We start from the raw sequence: 18352 nt of genomic DNA, 5'->3' as shown, positions 1-18352 counted from the left end.
TTGATGACTTATGAGAAAGGCCGTATTGCTGAACAAAAAGCTTTAACCTATTTAAAAAAACAAGGTCTTGAGTTCATTACGCAAAATTATAATTGCCGCTTGGGTGAAATTGATTTAATTATGCGTGACAAGGAACAGTTGGTTTTTATAGAAGTACGTTCTCGGGTTTCTACCCAGTTTGGTGGTGGTATCGCAAGTATTACTTATACAAAGAAACAAAAAATACTCAAAGCAGCGACATATTATCTGCTGGAACATCAACAGTATGACCAATTAGCTCTTCGTTTTGATGTGGTAAGTATTGATGGAACATCAGCATCCATTAACTGGATAAAAGATGCATTTGGAGCGGATTATTAATTAAATGTAGCCTGGGTAGCGAAGTGGAGCCCGGGAATTTTATGAACAATAACCGGGGTTCCGCTTCGAATCACCCAGGCTACAAAGAAAGTAAAAGATAGAGGTTTTATATGATGGGACAAATGGAAGAACGAGTAAGGCATCTGTTTGGGGTGAATATAGAAACCAAAATAGCACTTGCTGATTCTTTATCTGATTCAATCGCCAAAGCGGGGCAACGTTTAGTGAATTGTTTGCTTGCCGATGGAAAAATATTATTGTGTGGTAATGGGGGGTCAAGTGCGAATTGTATGCATTTTGCCAGCGCCATGTTGAATCAATTTGAAGTTGAACGACCCGCCCTTCCGGTAATTAATTTAAGTACCGATGCGAGCAGTTTAAGTTATTCCGCAAATGATAATCATTATAATCAGGTTTTTGCACGACAAATTCAGGCTTTAGGACAAGAAAACGATGTGCTGCTTTTATTAACTACCTCGGGTAACTCTGACAGTATGTTGCATGCACTCCATGCTGCTAATGAACGGGGCATGGATACCGTAGCGTTAAGTGGGCGTGATGGTGGTGTGCTTGCAAATCATTTGGGTCCCGAAGATATTGAGCTTCGTGTGGCCTCAGATAATTCAGCACGAATTAGAGAAATGCACTTGTTCATCTTACACTGCTTTTGTGATTTAATTGACCAGTCATTATTTGGTCAGGTGTTGGGGTAAAAAAATGAGTTTCAAATTAAAATCAATCGCTTTTCTTTTAGTAACCACCTTGCTGACAGGATGTGTTGCTGCTGTAGTAACTGGAGCCGTTGCCGGAATGGTTTATGATCGACGCGGTGTCATAACTATGGAGGCAGATGCGCGATTATTTCATGTGATTCATAAGGCAATAGTAACAAATCGGAAGTTTAGTGATTCGCGAGTTATTGTGACTAGCTTTAATCGAGCGGTTCTACTTGTTGGTCAAACACCAACCGCTTCCTTACGTAATTTAGCTGAAAAAATAGCCCGAAGTGCTCCAGGCGCACATCGAGTTTATAATGAAATATCAATTGGTTATCCTATTCCGCTTACAGAGCGATCCAAAGACAGTTTGATCACCAGTCAAGTTCGGAGCAGAATGTTGGCTAAAAAGGGACTTGAGTCCGGATCAATTCGTATTGTGACAGAAAATAAAGTAGTTTATCTCATGGGTATCGTTAACGCACAGCAAGCAGCTCTTGCAGTCGATGCGGCGCGTCGAGTTAATGGTGTGAATAAAGTAGTTAAAATTTTTCAGTATATTCACTAAATAAAATGTTAAAACAAGGATGTTTTGCGGTATTACTTGCTAGTGTTCTATTTTGTTTGTATGGCTGCGCAGGCGGTATATGGACTGGCGCCACTATGGTTTACGACAGACATAATGTGTATAAAAAACTGGATGATTACAGTTTAAATATTAAAGTGAATAATGCGATAACTGTCGATAACAAATTCAAAAATAATGGATGCGTTATTGATATCGCCGTATTCAATGGGGATATTTTAGTATCGGGACATGTTCCTACAACTGAAATGAAAGAAAAATTGAATCGACGATTAGCTAAGGTAAACGGTTACAGACGTTTATTTAATCAAGTACAGGTGCGCACCGAAGAGTCCAATTTGATGCTGGATAGCTGGATAACGGCGAAAATTCGCGGGCAAATGTTTGCTGATGATTCGATTGATCCTAAGGCTTTCAAAATTGTTACTTCAGATCAAGTGGTCTATTTGATGGGAGATGTTCATAAAGAGCAAGCTGAAAAAGTGATTAATATGGCAAGAGAAACGAGCGATGTCGTACGTGTGGTAAAAATGCTAAAATATTTTACCTATCAGGATAATTCTGTAGGGTAATCCTAAAGAAAAGCGCTTGATTAAAGGATCTCATACAACCAAGCGCTTGTTTTACGATGGATGTATATTAATGGAAACTTCCCTTATCAGGTCGCTTACGCATTTTCCTTAATTTAAGTTGACGTAATAATCCCGTAGAGCCGGTTAGCTCTTCTTCATTAAAGTCATTACCTTGATTACAAGGGTGGGATCTACAATGTTGTCGATATTCTAGATGATGTTTGTTATGTTTATGATGTAACCCATCGCTATAACGAGCGAGCATTTTTTGCTGCAGGCTGGCTGCAGTACGTTGGATCTTATCAGGCATGTTCTTTCCTTTTGCGAGGTTAATAAACACTACTTATTACCCGAGTTGCGATAATAAGCTCCACACTTAAATTATAGACGGTAAAATCTATTGTAATCGGCTTCCTCAGGAAAGCTATAAAGGAGAAAATGGATGAATTATTTACATACGATGGTACGAATTTCTAATTTAGATGAGTCGCTCGATTTTTATTGTAATAAACTGGGCTTGGTAGAAGTCAAACGCACGGAGCATGAAAAAGGCCGATATACTTTGATATTTCTGGCATCACCAGATGATTTAGAGCATACAAACCATGCAAATATACCCATGCTTGAGCTTACTTACAATTGGGATCCCGAAGACTATCTAGAAGGACGCAATTTTGGTCATTTAGCGTACCGGGTGGGCGATATCTACGCGACATGCCAACGATTAAAAAATGCCGGGGTAATAATTAACCGGCCACCTCGAGATGGGCATATGGCGTTTATTCGTTCGCCAGATAATATTTCTATCGAATTGCTGCAAAAAGGTGAACCACTGCCGATACAAGAACCCTGGGCATCAGAGCCGAATGTAGGTCATTGGTAATTAAAAAATTTGTTTTTTAAAGGACACAAGCACCCGTGAGGAAACTCTGGTATGTGGGCATTTCATCATAGGCTCCATTACCGGGTAAAATAGTCTCTGGGCTTATCAATCGGAGCCAGAAAGGCTCAACTTACCGTCAGACTCAGTGAGATTTGCTGGAGGTATTAAATCGCAAGACTATAATCGTCTATAATTTGAACATATAGGTTGACTGGTGATCAATTATGGCGTTAACGATTTATACTTGGAACAATAGCACGAAGGAGTACTCCAAAGGATTGAAAAGAGTAATTGGGCCGAAATTTTTCGGAGGAAATATGGGACATACTTCGCTAGAGTTAACTTGGCCTGCGGATGAAAAAGGCGATAGTCTTGCTACGAAATATGGTAGCATTGAAGGAGTTACCATTAGTAAACGAACAGAATTCATTCCTGAAAAACAGGGTGACAGCTATCAACCTAAGGTACAAGTGGTTTATTTTGCCTACTTTAGTTGGTGGCCAGGATATACGAATGGACATCATATCAATGGGTTCCTTGATGATCGAAAATCAGAATGGGAGAATGATCCTGAAGGAACATTAGAAGCGCAACAAATAATAAATTTATATGGTTCGGCAGAACAACCCATAACTACAAAAACGACAGTAAAAGGATATCTCACAACAAGAAAAGAAGTGACCAAGATAAAAGAACTCGAGCACCCCTCTCTGCAACAGGGTAGACTACTTGAAGATGATCCTGCCTATCAACAATTGAATAGTATAAAAGTAAATTTGGAAGATGAGCAAAAAATGCTTATGGAGAAACGGGATGCATTTATGAATGAGCTCGAGTTAGCAAAAAAAGAAGGAAGGGCGCCTGATTTAAGTCTTGATTTTACAAAAGAAGATGGGGATCGAGTTGATGGTCTCATGATAGAGTTAAAGCTAGCAACGAAACAACTCGAGGTATGTAAAGAAGATTTTGCCGAGCGGCATAGATCTGTGGGAAAAGAGCCTGATGGTGTGATAGAACTTCCAACGGATTATGATAGTCAGCAACCGACATGTAGTTTAGAAACAGAGCGTGTTCTCGCGCAAATGGTTGCATTATCTAGGAGTAAAAAAAGTTACAATATTCGAAGTTTCAATTGCTCAACAGCAGTACATCAAGTTATTGAGTCAGGGTTAAGTGATGAGTTAAAAGAAAAAATAAAGAATGATGGATTTGATGTCAGTATAATATCCAAACCATCCATCGCAAGTCCCACAAGTGTATATAAAGCGGGTATGAAACTGAAAGAGGAATTGTTTCGCTTAAATTTACAATCAGAGGAAACCGAGCAAAAGGACGCAGAGAGTCAAGTACTTAAATTGAATTGACATTAGTAATCGTGAAGTGCGCGATTCACATAACGGCAGTATATCGCGCGAAAACAATACTTCGAATGCCCACACTCTGAGATATCCTATGTTTCAAAAGCATATTTTTATGCGCAGACCGCCCTAAAATCATACCCCTGCCCAAGGTTCAAGTATATCTTCTGAACAGTTACTAACTTTATTGCATAGATCAGGCATTGCTTATTCATACGGGTTGCTTTATAATTCGCGCGGTGAAACTTAGGTGAATATGTGAACAAACAACTAAGTAATCGTGGAATTGTACGATTATGGCTTGTACAGTTAAGCGCTACATTGATCATTGCAGCTTTGTGTGCACTAGTATATGGTACTAATGCAGCAAGTTCGGCATTGCTAGGTGGTCTGGTTTGTATTGTTCCTAATGCGTATTTTGCAAGCAAACTATTTAAGTATCAAGGTGCTCGATCAGCCAAGCAGATAGTAAATAGTTTCTATAAAGGCGAAGCATTAAAGATAGTTATATCCATATTCCTGTTCACCGCGGTGTTTTTGCTATTTAAAATCACACCGCTAGCGTTTTTTGCGTCATATATTATGATACTGATGACGCATTGGTTTGCCCCGTTGATTATTGAAAATAAACAGAATAGGCCTGAAAGTGACTGAAATGGTATCTAGCACAAACTACATTAAGCATCATTTAACGTATCTTACTTATAACGTTAGTGATATGAAATTGGGTTCGGGTGGTTTCTGGACATTGAATCTTGACACTTTATTTTTCTCAATTGTTTTGGGAATAGTTGTTTGTGGACTGATGTATTTTGGTGCACGCAAAGTGACTACGGGCATACCCGGTAAATTACAGAACTTTGCGGAAATCATGCTGCAATTTGCAGATAATCAGGTCAAAGATTGCTTCCATGGTAAGAATAACTTAATTGGACCATTGGCATTAACCATATTTCTCTGGGTTTTTCTAATGAATTTCATGGATATTTTGCCTGTAGACATATTGCCCGCACTGGCGCAAACTGGAGGCATCCACTACCTTAAGGTTGTGCCAACTAACGATTTGAACTTAACCTTTGGTTTATCGCTATCGGTATTTATTCTGATTATTTTTTACAGCATTAAGATAAAAGGTGTGAAAAAGTTTATCAAAGAGTTGACTTTACAGCCTTTTAATCATCCTGGATTTATACCTTTTAACTTGTTGCTCGAAGTGGTTGGCCTGGTTGCTAAACCAATTTCACTGGCACTACGTTTATTTGGTAACTTATACGCAGGCGAGTTGATATTTATATTGATCGCGCTGTTAACCTTAAATGCTGCAACTTCATCAACACTGGCTACTGCGACCTTAGGATCAGCACAATTTATTTTGGCGCTGGCGTGGTCAATATTCCATATATTGGTGATAACATTGCAAGCATTTATTTTCATGGTGCTAACGATTGTTTACCTTAGTTTGGCACACGAAGATCATTAACCGATTTAATTTTCATCCATTGTAAAGGGGATAAATATGCAAGCCGCTAGTTTAATAGCACAAATTCAGAGTATGACCGTTGTTGCGGTTGCCTTGTTAATTGGTTTGGGTGCATTGGGCACAGCGATAGGATTTGGTTTGCTTGGTGGCAAATTCCTTGAAGGCTCAGCTCGCCAACCAGAAATGGTTCCAATGTTACAAGTAAAAATGTTCATCGTTGCTGGTCTGTTAGATGCCGTAACCATGATTGGAGTGGGTATCGCATTGTTCTTTACTTTCGCAAACCCTTTCCTTAGCAACCTGGGTTCTTGATAACACATAATCAGGGCGCCAGGCGCCCTAATTGTTACAGGAGATAAACGGTGGAAATTAATTTAACATTAATTGTACAAATGCTCGTTTTTGCAGCGTTTGTTTTGTTTACCATGAAGTTAGTATGGCCTCCATTGGCAAAAGCAATGGAAGAGCGACAAGACAAAATAGCTGATGGTCTAGCTGCTGCTGAACGTGGTCGAAAAGAATTAGAACTGGCACAGCATCGCGTTAAAGATGAATTAAAACAAGCTAAGGTCCAGTCAGCAGATATCATTGAGAAGGCAAATAAACGTGCTGCGCAAATCATCGAAGAAGCAAAAGAAGCTGCGAAGCATGAAGCGCAAATGCAAGTGAAGTTGGCACAAGAGCAACTACTGCAACAAATCAATCATGCAAAAGATGAGTTGCGTAAACAGGTTGCTAACTTGGCAATAACTGGTGCTGAGAAAATTTTGAAGCGCGAAATTGATGCCAAGGCAAATACTGCCTTATTAGATAACTTGATAGAAGAGATTTAAAAATGTCTGATAGTACCACCATAGCCAGACCCTATGCTAAAGCGATATTTGAATATGCTTTGGGGGAAAGAAAATTAGCTGAGTGGTCAGCACATTTGAAAAATCTTGCACAAGCTGTGCTGATGCCTGAGGCTGAAAAGTTTATTGCAAATCCAGCAACTACTGTAGCGCAGCATATCGAGTTGTTGCATGCAGCAACCGATGCAAAATCAAATGAGAATAAGGCATTAAGCAACTTAATTACCTTGTTGGCTACAAATAAAAGATTGATATTGCTACCAGAAATTTGTGCACTCTATGAGGCACATCGTGCAGAGCAAGAGAAAACTCTGTGTGTTGATGTAAGCAGTTTTTCTGATTTATCAAATGCGCAACAACAGCGATTAATCGAATCATTAAGTCAGCGCCTACAGCGCGAGGTCTCGTTAAAAATCAGTATTGATCCTTCCTTGCTTGGTGGAGCAATAATTCGAGCGGGCGATTTAGTTATAGATGGTTCAGTTCGTGGCAAGCTTAACAAGCTCAGTACAGAATTGGCCGCATAATTTAGAGGATAGTTTCCATGTCAGAACAAGTAGCGTTAAATCCTTCTGAAATCAGTGAATTAATCAGAAAGAAAATAGAACACTTTAGTGTAGTATCTGAATCACGCAATGAAGGTACTATTGTTAGTTTAAAAGACGGTGTTGTGAGCTTGCATGGCCTTGAAGATGCAATGGCTGGTGAAATGATTGAATTTCCAGGCGGAATTTATGGTCTGGCTCTTAACCTTGAAAGAGACTCGGTAGGCGCGGTTGTTCTTGGTGATTATTCTTCTCTAGCTGAAGGCCAAAAAGGTAAATGTACTGGCCGTATTCTTGAAGTTCCAGTGGGTAAAGGACTTTTAGGTCGTGTTGTTGATGCATTAGGAAATCCAATTGATGGTAAAGGCCCTATTGATGCAGCAGGAATGGCTCCAATTGAAAAAGTTGCTCCAGGGGTTATTGCACGTAAATCAGTAGACCAGCCAGTGCAAACAGGATTAAAAGCAATCGACGCAATGATTCCAGTTGGACGTGGACAGCGTGAGCTCATCATTGGTGACCGTCAAACAGGAAAAACAGCAATCGCAATTGATGCGATTATTAACCAGAAAGGCACAGGCGTTAAGTGCGTCTATGTAGCAGTTGGACAAAAAGCTTCATCTGTGGCAGCAATAGTACGTAAGCTTGAAGAGCATGGTGCTTTAGAACACACCATCGTCGTAGTTGCTGGTGCCTCTGATTCAGCTGCATTACAATTTATCGCACCATATGCTGGATGTACCATGGGTGAATACTTCATGGAACGCGGTGAAGACGCATTAATTGTATATGATGACTTAACCAAACAGGCTTGGGCTTATCGACAAATTTCATTATTGTTAAGAAGACCACCTGGCCGTGAAGCATATCCTGGTGACATTTTCTATTTGCATTCACGCTTGCTGGAAAGAGCGGCCCGAATCAATGCTGATGAAGTAGAAAAATTGACAAATGGTGAAGTTAAAGGAAAAACAGGCTCATTGACTGCATTGCCGATTATTGAAACACAAGCAGGTGACGTATCAGCATTCGTTCCAACTAACGTAATTTCGATTACAGACGGGCAGATTTTCCTTGATGTTGATTTATTTAACTCAGGTGTAAGACCAGCAATTAACTCCGGTCTCTCTGTATCACGGGTTGGTGGTGCCGCACAAACAAAAATCATGAAAAAACTGGGTGGTGGTACTCGTTTGGCACTTGCTCAATTCCGCGAATTGGAAGCGTTCTCTCAATTTGCTTCAGACCTTGATGATGCAACTCGTAAACAGTTAGAGCGCGGTCAGCGAATTACTGAGTTAATGAAACAAAAACAATATTCTCCATTATCTGTTGCAGAAATGGGTACAGCATTGTTTGTTGTTGAAAAAGGTTATTTGGATGATGTACCTGTAAGTGAAGTTGCTGCGTTTGAAGCGTCATTGCATGACTATATGCGTACCTCACATCCTGATTTGCTACAACTGATCAATGAAGCGGGTGCTTACGATAATGACATTGAAGCAAAATTGAAAAAAGCTGTAGAGGACTTTAAACGTACAGCAAGTTGGTAAGTCAATTTAAGGCGAAGTGATATTATGGCTGGAGCAAAAGAAATCCGTTCGAAAATTTCGAGTATCAACAAGACTCGAAAGATTACTCGTGCGATGGAAATGGTGGCAGCAAGCAAAATGCGTAAAACTCAGGAACGAATGCGCGCATCTAAACCTTATGCCAGTAAAATCTACGGTGTAGTAAAGCATATTGCCCGTGCTCATTCAGAGTACAGACATCCTTTTATGACGCATCGCGAGATTAATCGTGTTGGTCTAATCGTTGTTACTACAGATCGTGGCCTGTGCGGTGGTTTAAACGTAAACTTGCTGCGAGAGACAGTTCGCACGATTCGTAACTGGAAAGAGCAAGGCAAAGAAGTTGATATTGCTGTTATTGGCCGTAAAGGACAAGCATTTTTTAAACGCGTTGGCAGTAATGTTCTTGGCTCAAAAGATCATCTAGGTGATACGCCAAGCATTAAAGATCTTATCGGTATCGTTAAAGTGATGCTTGATGCGTTTAATAATGGCACCATCGATGCATTGCACGTGGTATATAACGAGTTTGTTAACACCATGACTCAGAAGCCCATGGTGAAACAATTACTACCATTGCCAAAATCAGAAGAAGACAGCACAACAATGGGGCATCATTGGGATTATATCTACGAACCTGATGCTAAGGAATTGCTGGATAATCTTTTGGAACGTTATATCGAATTGCAGATTTACCAGGCAGTAGTTGAAAATATTGCATGTGAACAAGCGGCGAAAATGATTGCAATGAAAAATGCAACCGATAATGCCGGTGATTTGATTAAAGAATTTCAATTGGCTTATAACAAAGCCCGACAAGCTGCAATTACTCAAGAGTTAGCAGAGATTGTCGGTGGCGCAGCCGCTTTATAAGAGGGTATAAAATGAGCTTAGGAACTGTAGTAGAAATTATTGGCGCGGTTGTGGATGTGGAATTCCCCCGTGATAATGTCCCTAAAATCAATGATGCATTGAAACTTGTTGATGGTGATTTGGTTTTCGAAGTACAACAACAGCTGGGTGATGGTGTCGTACGTACTATTGCGATGGGAACAACCGAAGGACTTAAGCGTGGTTTAAAAGCTGAAAATACAGCTAATCCTATTCAAGTACCTGTTGGTAAGAAAACCCTGGGTCGAATTATGGATGTTTTGGGTCGTCCAGTAGATGACGCTGGTCCAATCGGTGCAGAAGAGCATTGGTCGATTCATCGCAAGCCACCTAGTTACGAAGAACAGGCCGGAAGTCAAGAATTGCTTGAGACCGGTATTAAAGTTATTGACCTGCTTTGTCCTTTTGCTAAAGGGGGTAAAGTCGGTCTGTTCGGTGGTGCCGGTGTGGGTAAAACCGTTAACATGATGGAGTTAATTCGAAACATCGCGATCGAGCATAGCGGATACTCAGTATTTGCGGGTGTGGGCGAACGTACTCGTGAAGGAAATGACTTCTATCATGAAATGAAAGACTCCAACGTGTTGGATAAAGTATCCTTGGTTTATGGTCAAATGAATGAGCCACCAGGTAACCGTTTACGTGTTGCATTAACTGGCTTGACTATGGCTGAAAAATTCCGTGATGAAGGCCGTGATGTATTGTTATTTATTGACAACATTTATCGTTATACCCTGGCAGGGGTTGAAGTATCAGCACTTTTAGGTCGTATGCCTTCCGCTGTAGGTTACCAACCAACACTTGCTGAAGAAATGGGTATGTTGCAAGAGCGTATTACTTCTACTAAGACTGGCTCTATTACCTCTATCCAAGCCGTATACGTACCTGCTGACGATTTAACTGACCCATCCCCAGCAACTACGTTTGCTCACTTGGATGCTACAGTTGTATTGTCACGTCAAATTGCTGAATTAGGTATCTATCCCGCGGTAGATCCTCTGGATTCTACGTCTCGACAATTAGATCCACTAATTGTAGGTCAAGAGCACTACGATACAGCGCGTCGTGTACAACAAACATTACAACGCTATAAAGAATTAAAAGATATTATCGCGATTCTTGGTATGGACGAATTATCTGAAGAAGATAAGCGTGTTGTTACCCGTGCGCGTAAAATCCAAAGATTCTTGTCACAACCATTCTTCGTTGCTGAAGTATTCACTGGTTCTCCAGGAAAGTACGTTTCGTTGAAAGATACGATCAAAGGCTTCCAAGGTATTCTTGCTGGTGAGTACGATGATTTACCTGAGCAAGCATTTTATATGGTTGGTAGCATTGAGGAAGCGGTTGCTAAAGCTAAGACCTTGTGAGGTAGGCAAATATGACTAGAACAACGCACTTAGATATCGTCAGTGCTGAACATGAAATATTCTCTGGTGTAGTAGAAATGGTAGTTGCTACAGGAGAATTAGGCGAAATAGGTATTACAGCCGGTCATGCCCCTTTGCTTACAATTCTAAAGCCCGGCGAAGTGAGAATTACTTTGCCTGGTGGACAGCAAGAAATTTACTATGTTCAAGGTGGAATGCTGGAAATACAACCTAACTGTGTGACTATTCTTGCAGATGTGGCTGAGCGAGCTGAGCATCTTGATGAAGCCGCTGTTCTGGCCGCAAAAGCTCAAGCTGAAGCGGCAATGGCAAGTAAAGGCGGAGAAATGGATTATTCTGTTGCTGCTGCTGAACTCGCTCGAGCTGTAGCACAAATTCGGGCTATTCAAAAAGTTAGAAAGTCAATTAAATAGTAACAACACCCACCTTTTAATCTTCCCCTCCCTTCTTTAATAAAAGAGGGAGGCGATTTTATTAAATCACTGAAAATAGTACCGTCTGAATAAAATAAAATGTTGACGAACGGTTTATTCGGCGTTGTCATCTTTAATGCTGGAACTTTCTGTATTATTTTGGATATCAGAATATAAAACAACCTGATTTCGACCATTATTTTTGGCGAAGTATAATGCTTTATCGGCGGCTTCAATAAGCTCAACCAGTGTGCGACCATGTTCTGGATAGGATGAGATTCCAATCGAAATAGTTATGGGGCCAACATGTTGGACGCCGTACTTAATTTTTAACATGGATATTGCATGCCTGATGTTATCTGCACGTGGCTTAATAGATTTTGGATCTGCATTAAAAAATACGATGACAAATTCCTCGCCACCATATCTCGATGCCATATCTTCAACACGGATGTCTTCCTGCAATACTTTTCCTACTTCTATCAAAACAACGTCACCTGCATCATGCCCATAAGTATCATTAATCCGTTTAAAATGGTCCAAATCCAACATCAAAATTGAAAGAGGCAGTTTTGCACGTTCCGCTTGATGAATTTGTTTAAACAGAAAGTCTTCTAAGTATCGGCGATTATACAAACCGGTTAATGGATCACGGATTGATTGGTAGCGCAGATTTTCCCTTAGACGTACATTAGCATAGGCCAAAGCGATTAATTCCGAGAATGCTTTGATTAAAAGTAGATGATCATCAGAATACAGAGTAGTGTCTTCTTCTTTCATTTCGAGAAATAACAAGCCGTAAATATCATTTTGTGCCATTAATGGTACGCAATGAGACAATAACTTTTGATCATCATCAATTTTGATATGATTGCAAATCAAATCATGGTGTGAGGGACTTACCGTATGAATATGACCCAAGCGAATTGCCCAACAATGTTCAGGGGTGAAGCTGGCTTCCTGCGGGGTAGGATCGCCCCATGAGGCGACACTTTCAAAATAATTTTTTGACGGATGCAGCACATATAAATAGCCATTAGCAAAATTAAGTGCGCGTTGACAATATTTGGTAACCACATTATTTAGTTCTTCGAGGGATCCACATGCAAGTAATATGTCGCTCATTTCAACAAGAAGTGTAATTTGCCTGTTTTTATCTTTTAATGCTTGCAGGCCTGAATTAAGATTTGAATTTAAATCCTTAAGTTTGTTCTGCTCCTCAATCCACTTAGTAATATTGCGAACAATATGTACAGCACCTTTTACTTCATTATTTTGATTGATAATGAGACTGGAGGTTATTTCATAGATATTTCGTTCCTTATTGATCTCCAATTCAATGTTTTTTACAAATTCCTCTCCTTTTAAAGACTCTTCCCATAATGTTATTAAGGCTCTATTTGAATCGGTTACATCAGCGAACGCTTCCTCAAGAGTTATTCCTATAGTAATTGATTTAGAGAATATACGTCTAATCTCACGATGGTAGGATTCATTAAAGATAATAAATCGACGCTCGCTATTTACAGCAGCAATCATATCACTCGCACTTTCCAGAATACTTTTTAATTGTATTTCGGTACTTATTCTTCGCCGCTCGGCCTTTAGACTGCTTGCCAACTCATAGTTTCCTAGCAGAAATGCCGCAATTAAGCCTGAAAGACTCACAATGCTGCCGATGATAATTATCAAATTGGTTTTATGGGCGCTGTTTATTACAACGAGATTTCGTTCATTCAATAATACCATTTCAACTGCATTGATTTCGTTGCCAAGGCTCCTTACTACGTCTGATATTTCTTGTCCTTTATGAACTAAAGCCTGGGTGTCCTGGGAATTTATGTTATTATCCTTTTTGAATTGAATAACTTGATGTATTATTTTCAGCCTCTGATTCACTAAATCAATAAAGTGTATAACACGTTCATGCTGCGGAGGATTATCTTTGGTTAATTGCAAAAGATTGTCGAATCGTTCAGTTAAGCCCTTTGTCGCAGTTTTGATATATTCAAGGAACAGATTATCGTTGGTAACTAGATATCCCCGTTGATGCGATTCAATATCAACTACAGTATATAGTATTTTGTCTGTAGCTTGAGTTACTTGATAACTATGGGCTACCCAATTGTTAACCTCTACAAGATCGCGAACCTGTTTGTATGAATAAATGCTGATAATGAGTACGATAACAAATGCCGGTACGGAAATTACATACAGAACGTACTTACTTAGGCGTGAATCGCTGTAAGTATCAAAGGAAGGACTTAAATTCGTCTTTTCATCCATTACTTAATCTCCGGCTTCCTTTATAGGATGCTTATTAATACAATTATATATTATTTATTTTGTTTGCCGGGAAACGGAACGAAAAAGAGGCATACAGTTACTGCGTTAAAATGATTTTTTAATTTATTTACAAATAACTTATCCGAAATATGTTATGATAATACACAAGGTTATCCACAGGTAATAAGATTTTTTAAAAAACCACAATTTTTAAAAAGCATTAATAATTAATAGGTTATTTTTAATAAATCAAGTTAATTAGAAAAACACACAAAGTTATTCACAATTTACAGGCAGTTTATCTATCGGCCAGAGCGCCCATTTTGTTGAAAATACTTTGCAACAAAGCATCCTAGTGGTTAAATAACGATATCAAACTCATGAATAAAATATCAATGAATCAAGTAACAGAACGAAAACCATTAACTGAATTTACCGAAAAGGCTTATCTTGATTATTCAATGTATGTCATATTGGATAGAGCCTTACCTCATATTGCAGATGGATTAAAACCTGTTCAGCGACGCATTATTTATGCGATGTCTGAACTGGGTTTGAAAGCAACGGCCAAATATAAAAAATCAGCGCGTACCGTCGGGGATGTATTAGGTAAATTCCATCCACATGGTGACAGTGCCTGTTATGAAGCTATGGTATTAATGGCGCAGCCATTTTCCTACCGTTATCCCTTTGTCGATGGCCAAGGAAACTGGGGTTCTCCTGATGATCCGAAATCTTTTGCAGCAATGCGTTATACGGAGGCTCGGTTATCGCCTTATGCAGAAGTTCTACTTTCAGAGTTATTACAAGGTACGGTAGATTGGGTTGACAACTTTGATGGAACGTTACAAGAACCTGCATTATTACCGGCACGCTTACCTAATATACTATTAAACGGTGCAACAGGTATTGCGGTGGGTATGGCTTCAGATATTTTGCCCCATAACTTGACCGAGGTGGCAAATGCTTGTGTGCATTTATTGGATAACCCACACGCAGATTTAAACGCAATGACCCAATTTATCAAGGGACCTGATTTTCCGACTGAAGCGGAAATAATTACTCCGCCAGAAGCCATAGCGAGCATGTATGCGACAGGTAATGGTTCAATTAAAATGCGAGCTGTCTATAGTCAGGAAAAACAGAATATAGTCATCACGGCTTTGCCCTATCAGGTGTCTGGTGCCAAGGTAATAGAGCAAATCGCGTTACAGATGCAACAGAAAAAACTTCCCATGGTGGAGGATTTACGTGATGAATCCGACCATGAACATCCTACGCGGCTGGTTATTATTCCGCGTTCAAACCGAGTCGATGCCGAAGGGTTGATGTCACATTTATTTGCAACCACAGATTTGGAACGTAGTTATCGAGTTAATTTTAATATGATAGGACTCGATGGCAGACCAAGGGTAAAAAATTTGCTGGATATTCTGACCGAATGGTTGTCTTATCGATTAACTGTAGTCAGACGACGATTGGAGTATCGCTTGGCAAAAGTGCTTGATCGTATTCATGTTCTGGAGGGCTTACTGATTGCTTATCTGAACATCGATGAAGTGATTGCCATCATTCGTGAACATGAGCAGCCCAAGCAAGGACTAATGGCTCGTTTTAATCTCAGTGATCGTCAGGCAGAAGCAATTTTAGAAATGAAATTGCGTCATTTAGCGAAACTGGAAGAGATAAAGATACGTGGCGAACAGGATGAGCTTTGTGCTGAGCGAGATAATCTGCAAAACATCTTAGCCTCAGAGCAACGATTAAAAACTTTGATTAAAGAGGAAATTATTAGAGACAGGGACGAGTTTGGTGATGCGCGTCGTTCACCAATTATTGTGCGACAAGAATCACAAGCATTAAAAGAAGAGGATATTTTGCCTAATGAGCCGATTACGGTAGTGCTCTCCAAAAAAGGCTGGGTAAGAGCTGCTAAAGGTTATGATGTAATCGGAAGCGAGTTGAGCTATAAAGCTGGCGATGAGTTTAAGGCCCAAGCCATGGCACGTTCAAATCAGCAAGTCCTCTTTTTCGATAGCGAGGGTAAAGTATATTCTTTGCCGGGACATGTTTTGCCATCTGCTCGAGGACAGGGTGAACCTTTGACAGGTAAGCTTAATCCTGCAGAAGGAGCACTGTTTGAAGCGGTAGTTGGCGGCGAAGCGGAACAGTTGGTGTTGTTGGCGTGTGATGCGGGATATGGATTTATAGCTAAGATAGGTGATCTTTACGTAAAAAATCGCAATGGTAAGGCCTGTATCAAGTTACCTGAATCCAGCCAAATTTTATCACCGCGTGTTCTACCTAAACATGAGGAGTTGTATGTTGCTTGTGCTACCAGTGCTGGCCGATTACTTATATTTTCTGCGAAAGAAGTACCTGAGTTATCTCGTGGAAAGGGAAATAAATTGATCAGTATTCCTGCAGCTAAAGCCGCATCTCGTGAGGAGTATGTAATTGATTTGCAAGTGCTCTCCGCTGATGACTCGCTTACAGTGCATGCGGGTAAACGTCATTTTACCTTGAAAGGCGCGGATCTGGAGCATTATAAAGGAGAGCGTGGACGACGAGGTAATCGATTGCCACGTGGCTTGCAAAATGTGACCCAACTGCAAGTCATTAGCCCAGAATAATTTTTAAAATTGGAAAGTTGCCTGGGGTGAAGGCATAGTTGAAACCCGGATTTATGTGGGTAATAAATTCCCGGGTTCCACTGGATTGTATCCTGACCATGCGTTTTTTAATGATAGTGGAACCATCGCCTAATCTATGGGATTTACTCCAATGATCTGTTAAATAATTCATAGTAATGATAAAGTGCTTGAAGCAATAAGCTAATGTCATTTCCAATAATGGAAAATAGTTTAGATAGGGAAGTCTTGGCACCCATGTTAAAAATTTTTACCTTTGTTGCCTGCCTGTTACTGAGCTCCTGTTTTATGGTTGGCCCTAATTATAAAGAGCCGATAAAGCCCATCGCGGCCCATTGGCCGAAAAAGGATGCAACGGTAAGAGAAGCGCCATTTAAAACGACAAAATGGTGGCAAGTTTTTCATGACCCTGTACTGACCTCATTAATTTATCAAGGGTATCATAACAATTTGACGCTCCAGAGTGCTGGGGTAAGGGTTTTACAAACCCGAGCGCTATTGGCCCAATCGGTAGGCCAGCTGTATCCACAACAACAAGCGGCCATTGGTAATTTCACCTATTATGAAATTGGTGGTGGCGAGCTGCAAACGCTGTTGCCTTCAACCTTTGAAACGTTATCATTGGGTTTTTCTGCGAATTGGGAAATTGATTTTTGGGGTAAATATCGAAGAGCAATTCAGGCCAATGATGCTACGTTTTTATCTTCACTTGCTGCATATGATAATGCTTTGGTCACTCTTACCGCAGATATTGCCAGTACCTACATCCAAATTCGTACTTATGAGAGACAAATCAAGGTAACGCAAGCGAATATCGTCGTGCAAAGAAAAGGATTAAAAATCGCACGCGCTCGATATAATGCCGGTCAAACGAATCTGATTGATGTGGAACAAGCTCAGACAGAGCTTTCACAAACAGAAGCCTCCTTGCCTCCTCTGGTAAGTAATTTAGAGCAGCAGAAAAATGCAATGGCTCTTTTATTAGGTACGGTACCTAATGGTGTTGATGGAGAATTGAGGAAAAGCAAAGGGATTCCCAGTGCACCTTCAACTGTAGCTGTTGGCATTCCTAAAGAAGCCTTGGCTCGGCGTCCGGATATTCATCAAGCGCGTTTGGATGCGATGGCACAATCGGCTAAAATAGGCGCAACAAAAGCCAATCTTTTCCCCTCTTTAGCATTAAATGGAACGTTTGTTTTTTCTTCAAATAATATTGGTCAAAATTCGCTTTCGGATATATTCCAATGGTCAAACCGCTCCATAACAGCTGGTCCGGCACTGACTTGGCCAATACTTAACTACGGACAAATTACCAACGCTGTGCGCGCGCAAGATGCAGCATTCCAACAGTCTTTATTAAGTTATGTCAATTTAGTCCTCAAAGCACAGCAAGAAGTTCAAAATAGTATTACCGCTTATATCGAGGCCAAAAAAGCGGAACGTGCTTTAACCAAGGCCAATAACGCTGCAATTAAAACATTGAAACTAGCAATAATACGTTATGTCGATGGTGAAGTTGATTTCACGCCGGTATTGAATGCTGAGCAACAACAATTGAGCGTACAAACGTCTCTTGTTAATGCACAAGCGAATATTCCACTGGCATTAGTCTCTCTTTATCGTGCGCTTGGTGGTGGTTGGGAACTTCGTGGTACGAATGATGTGGTGCCACAACAAATAAAAGCAGAAATGGCCGCACGAACGAACTGGGGTACTTTACTTAAACAGCCAAATCATGAGGTACCGCGAACGAAGAAAGAAGAAATAAAAGAACTTTATTTGCCTAAGTGGTAGAGGA

At 40.3% G+C, this 18352-nt stretch carries 19 protein-coding genes; 17 read left to right on the top strand and 2 right to left on the bottom strand.

All coding sequences use genetic code 11. The features are described 5' to 3' along the window. Nucleotides 1–3 precede the first annotated feature (3 nt). The 4 genes from BW930_RS05570 (at nt 4) to BW930_RS05555 (ending at nt 2234) form a co-directional block, all read left to right on the top strand. Entirely contained in the window at nt 4–360 is a 357-nt protein-coding gene (locus BW930_RS05570) for a YraN family protein (RefSeq protein WP_058469298.1), read from the top strand. Nucleotides 361–473: 113 nt separating this feature from the next. Next, entirely contained in the window at nt 474–1073 is a 600-nt protein-coding gene (locus BW930_RS05565; RefSeq protein WP_058469401.1) for a D-sedoheptulose-7-phosphate isomerase, read from the top strand. 4 nt (nt 1074–1077) lie between these two features. Next, nucleotides 1078–1644, top strand: coding sequence for a BON domain-containing protein (locus tag BW930_RS05560; protein WP_058469299.1), 567 nt, complete (start codon nt 1078–1080; stop codon nt 1642–1644). A 5-nt stretch (nt 1645–1649) separates the two neighbouring features. After that, nucleotides 1650–2234, top strand: a complete 585-nt coding sequence (locus BW930_RS05555; protein ID WP_058469300.1) for a BON domain-containing protein — start codon at nt 1650–1652, stop codon at nt 2232–2234. 67 nt (nt 2235–2301) lie between these two features. Here BW930_RS05555 and BW930_RS05550 read toward each other — a convergent pair whose 3' ends face one another. Next, complete coding sequence (locus BW930_RS05550; protein ID WP_058469301.1) at nt 2302–2544, bottom strand: hypothetical protein; 243 nt, start codon at nt 2542–2544, stop codon at nt 2302–2304. Between the two features lie 132 nt (nt 2545–2676). Between BW930_RS05550 and BW930_RS05545 the strand changes: the two genes are divergently transcribed. From BW930_RS05545 to BW930_RS05495, 11 genes are all read left to right on the top strand, one after another. Next, on the top strand, nt 2677–3117 hold the full coding sequence (locus BW930_RS05545) for a VOC family protein (protein ID WP_058469302.1): 441 nt from the start codon (nt 2677–2679) through the stop codon (nt 3115–3117). 224 nt (nt 3118–3341) lie between these two features. Further along, nucleotides 3342–4481, top strand: a complete 1140-nt coding sequence (locus BW930_RS05540; protein ID WP_058469303.1) for a hypothetical protein — start codon at nt 3342–3344, stop codon at nt 4479–4481. A gap of 252 nt (nt 4482–4733) precedes the next feature. Further along, nucleotides 4734–5129, top strand: coding sequence for a F0F1 ATP synthase subunit I (locus BW930_RS05535; RefSeq protein ID WP_058469304.1), 396 nt, complete (start codon nt 4734–4736; stop codon nt 5127–5129). Nucleotide 5130: 1 nt separating this feature from the next. Further along, nucleotides 5131–5955 carry a F0F1 ATP synthase subunit A gene (gene atpB, locus BW930_RS05530; protein ID WP_076547500.1) on the top strand — a complete coding sequence of 275 codons (825 nt, stop codon included), beginning with the start codon at nt 5131–5133 and terminating at the stop codon, nt 5953–5955. 36 nt (nt 5956–5991) lie between these two features. Continuing rightward, entirely contained in the window at nt 5992–6267 is a 276-nt protein-coding gene (gene atpE, locus BW930_RS05525) for a F0F1 ATP synthase subunit C (protein ID WP_010655291.1), read from the top strand. A 50-nt stretch (nt 6268–6317) separates the two neighbouring features. After that, nucleotides 6318–6788, top strand: a complete 471-nt coding sequence (locus BW930_RS05520) for a F0F1 ATP synthase subunit B (protein WP_058469305.1) — start codon at nt 6318–6320, stop codon at nt 6786–6788. A 2-nt stretch (nt 6789–6790) separates the two neighbouring features. Continuing rightward, nucleotides 6791–7333, top strand: coding sequence for a F0F1 ATP synthase subunit delta (locus BW930_RS05515; protein ID WP_058469306.1), 543 nt, complete (start codon nt 6791–6793; stop codon nt 7331–7333). 17 nt (nt 7334–7350) lie between these two features. Then, nucleotides 7351–8904 (top strand): F0F1 ATP synthase subunit alpha, encoded by a 1554-nt coding sequence (gene atpA / locus BW930_RS05510; RefSeq protein WP_058469307.1) that lies wholly within the window; start codon nt 7351–7353, stop codon nt 8902–8904. Between the two features lie 24 nt (nt 8905–8928). Then, on the top strand, nt 8929–9795 hold the full coding sequence (gene atpG, locus BW930_RS05505) for a F0F1 ATP synthase subunit gamma (RefSeq protein WP_058469308.1): 867 nt from the start codon (nt 8929–8931) through the stop codon (nt 9793–9795). Nucleotides 9796–9806: 11 nt separating this feature from the next. Then, nucleotides 9807–11183 carry a F0F1 ATP synthase subunit beta gene (gene atpD, locus BW930_RS05500; RefSeq protein ID WP_058469309.1) on the top strand — a complete coding sequence of 459 codons (1377 nt, stop codon included), beginning with the start codon at nt 9807–9809 and terminating at the stop codon, nt 11181–11183. An 11-nt stretch (nt 11184–11194) separates the two neighbouring features. Next, a complete protein-coding gene (locus BW930_RS05495) occupies nt 11195–11617 on the top strand; it encodes a F0F1 ATP synthase subunit epsilon (protein WP_058469310.1) in 423 nt (140 codons plus the stop codon). A gap of 114 nt (nt 11618–11731) precedes the next feature. Here the strand turns inward: BW930_RS05495 and BW930_RS05490 are convergent, their stop codons facing one another. Next, nucleotides 11732–13903, bottom strand: a complete 2172-nt coding sequence (locus tag BW930_RS05490; RefSeq protein WP_058469311.1) for a sensor domain-containing diguanylate cyclase — start codon at nt 13901–13903, stop codon at nt 11732–11734. A gap of 380 nt (nt 13904–14283) precedes the next feature. Between BW930_RS05490 and parC the strand changes: the two genes are divergently transcribed. Together parC and BW930_RS05480 are read left to right on the top strand one after the other, a co-directional pair. Beyond that, complete coding sequence (parC, locus tag BW930_RS05485; protein WP_058469312.1) at nt 14284–16536, top strand: DNA topoisomerase IV subunit A; 2253 nt, start codon at nt 14284–14286, stop codon at nt 16534–16536. A 255-nt stretch (nt 16537–16791) separates the two neighbouring features. Continuing rightward, nucleotides 16792–18348, top strand: coding sequence for an efflux transporter outer membrane subunit (locus tag BW930_RS05480; RefSeq protein ID WP_058469403.1), 1557 nt, complete (start codon nt 16792–16794; stop codon nt 18346–18348). Nucleotides 18349–18352 lie beyond the last annotated feature (4 nt).

Origin of the sequence: Fluoribacter gormanii (assembly GCF_900156395.1) — a bacterium.
Classification (GTDB): Bacteria; Pseudomonadota; Gammaproteobacteria; order Legionellales; family Legionellaceae; genus Legionella; species Legionella gormanii.
This window is presented reverse-complemented; position numbering and strand designations above follow the sequence as displayed.

Excerpts from the sequence above, each read along its gene's own strand:
- BW930_RS05570 (WP_058469298.1), top strand. The coding sequence starts at position 4 with ATGACTTATGAGAAAGGCCGTATTGCTGAACAAAAAGCTTTAACCTAT.
- BW930_RS05565 (WP_058469401.1), top strand. The coding sequence starts at position 474 with ATGGGACAAATGGAAGAACGAGTAAGGCATCTGTTTGGGGTGAATATA.
- BW930_RS05560 (WP_058469299.1), top strand. The coding sequence starts at position 1,078 with ATGAGTTTCAAATTAAAATCAATCGCTTTTCTTTTAGTAACCACCTTG.
- BW930_RS05555 (WP_058469300.1), top strand. The coding sequence starts at position 1,650 with ATGTTAAAACAAGGATGTTTTGCGGTATTACTTGCTAGTGTTCTATTT.
- BW930_RS05550 (WP_058469301.1), bottom strand. The coding sequence starts at position 2,544 with ATGCCTGATAAGATCCAACGTACTGCAGCCAGCCTGCAGCAAAAAATG.
- BW930_RS05545 (WP_058469302.1), top strand. The coding sequence starts at position 2,677 with ATGAATTATTTACATACGATGGTACGAATTTCTAATTTAGATGAGTCG.
- BW930_RS05540 (WP_058469303.1), top strand. The coding sequence starts at position 3,342 with ATGGCGTTAACGATTTATACTTGGAACAATAGCACGAAGGAGTACTCC.
- atpB (WP_076547500.1), top strand. The coding sequence starts at position 5,131 with ATGGTATCTAGCACAAACTACATTAAGCATCATTTAACGTATCTTACT.
- atpE (WP_010655291.1), top strand. The coding sequence starts at position 5,992 with ATGCAAGCCGCTAGTTTAATAGCACAAATTCAGAGTATGACCGTTGTT.
- BW930_RS05515 (WP_058469306.1), top strand. The coding sequence starts at position 6,791 with ATGTCTGATAGTACCACCATAGCCAGACCCTATGCTAAAGCGATATTT.
- atpA (WP_058469307.1), top strand. The coding sequence starts at position 7,351 with ATGTCAGAACAAGTAGCGTTAAATCCTTCTGAAATCAGTGAATTAATC.
- atpG (WP_058469308.1), top strand. The coding sequence starts at position 8,929 with ATGGCTGGAGCAAAAGAAATCCGTTCGAAAATTTCGAGTATCAACAAG.
- atpD (WP_058469309.1), top strand. The coding sequence starts at position 9,807 with ATGAGCTTAGGAACTGTAGTAGAAATTATTGGCGCGGTTGTGGATGTG.
- BW930_RS05495 (WP_058469310.1), top strand. The coding sequence starts at position 11,195 with ATGACTAGAACAACGCACTTAGATATCGTCAGTGCTGAACATGAAATA.
- BW930_RS05490 (WP_058469311.1), bottom strand. The coding sequence starts at position 13,903 with ATGGATGAAAAGACGAATTTAAGTCCTTCCTTTGATACTTACAGCGAT.
- parC (WP_058469312.1), top strand. The coding sequence starts at position 14,284 with ATGAATAAAATATCAATGAATCAAGTAACAGAACGAAAACCATTAACT.
- BW930_RS05480 (WP_058469403.1), top strand. The coding sequence starts at position 16,792 with ATGTTAAAAATTTTTACCTTTGTTGCCTGCCTGTTACTGAGCTCCTGT.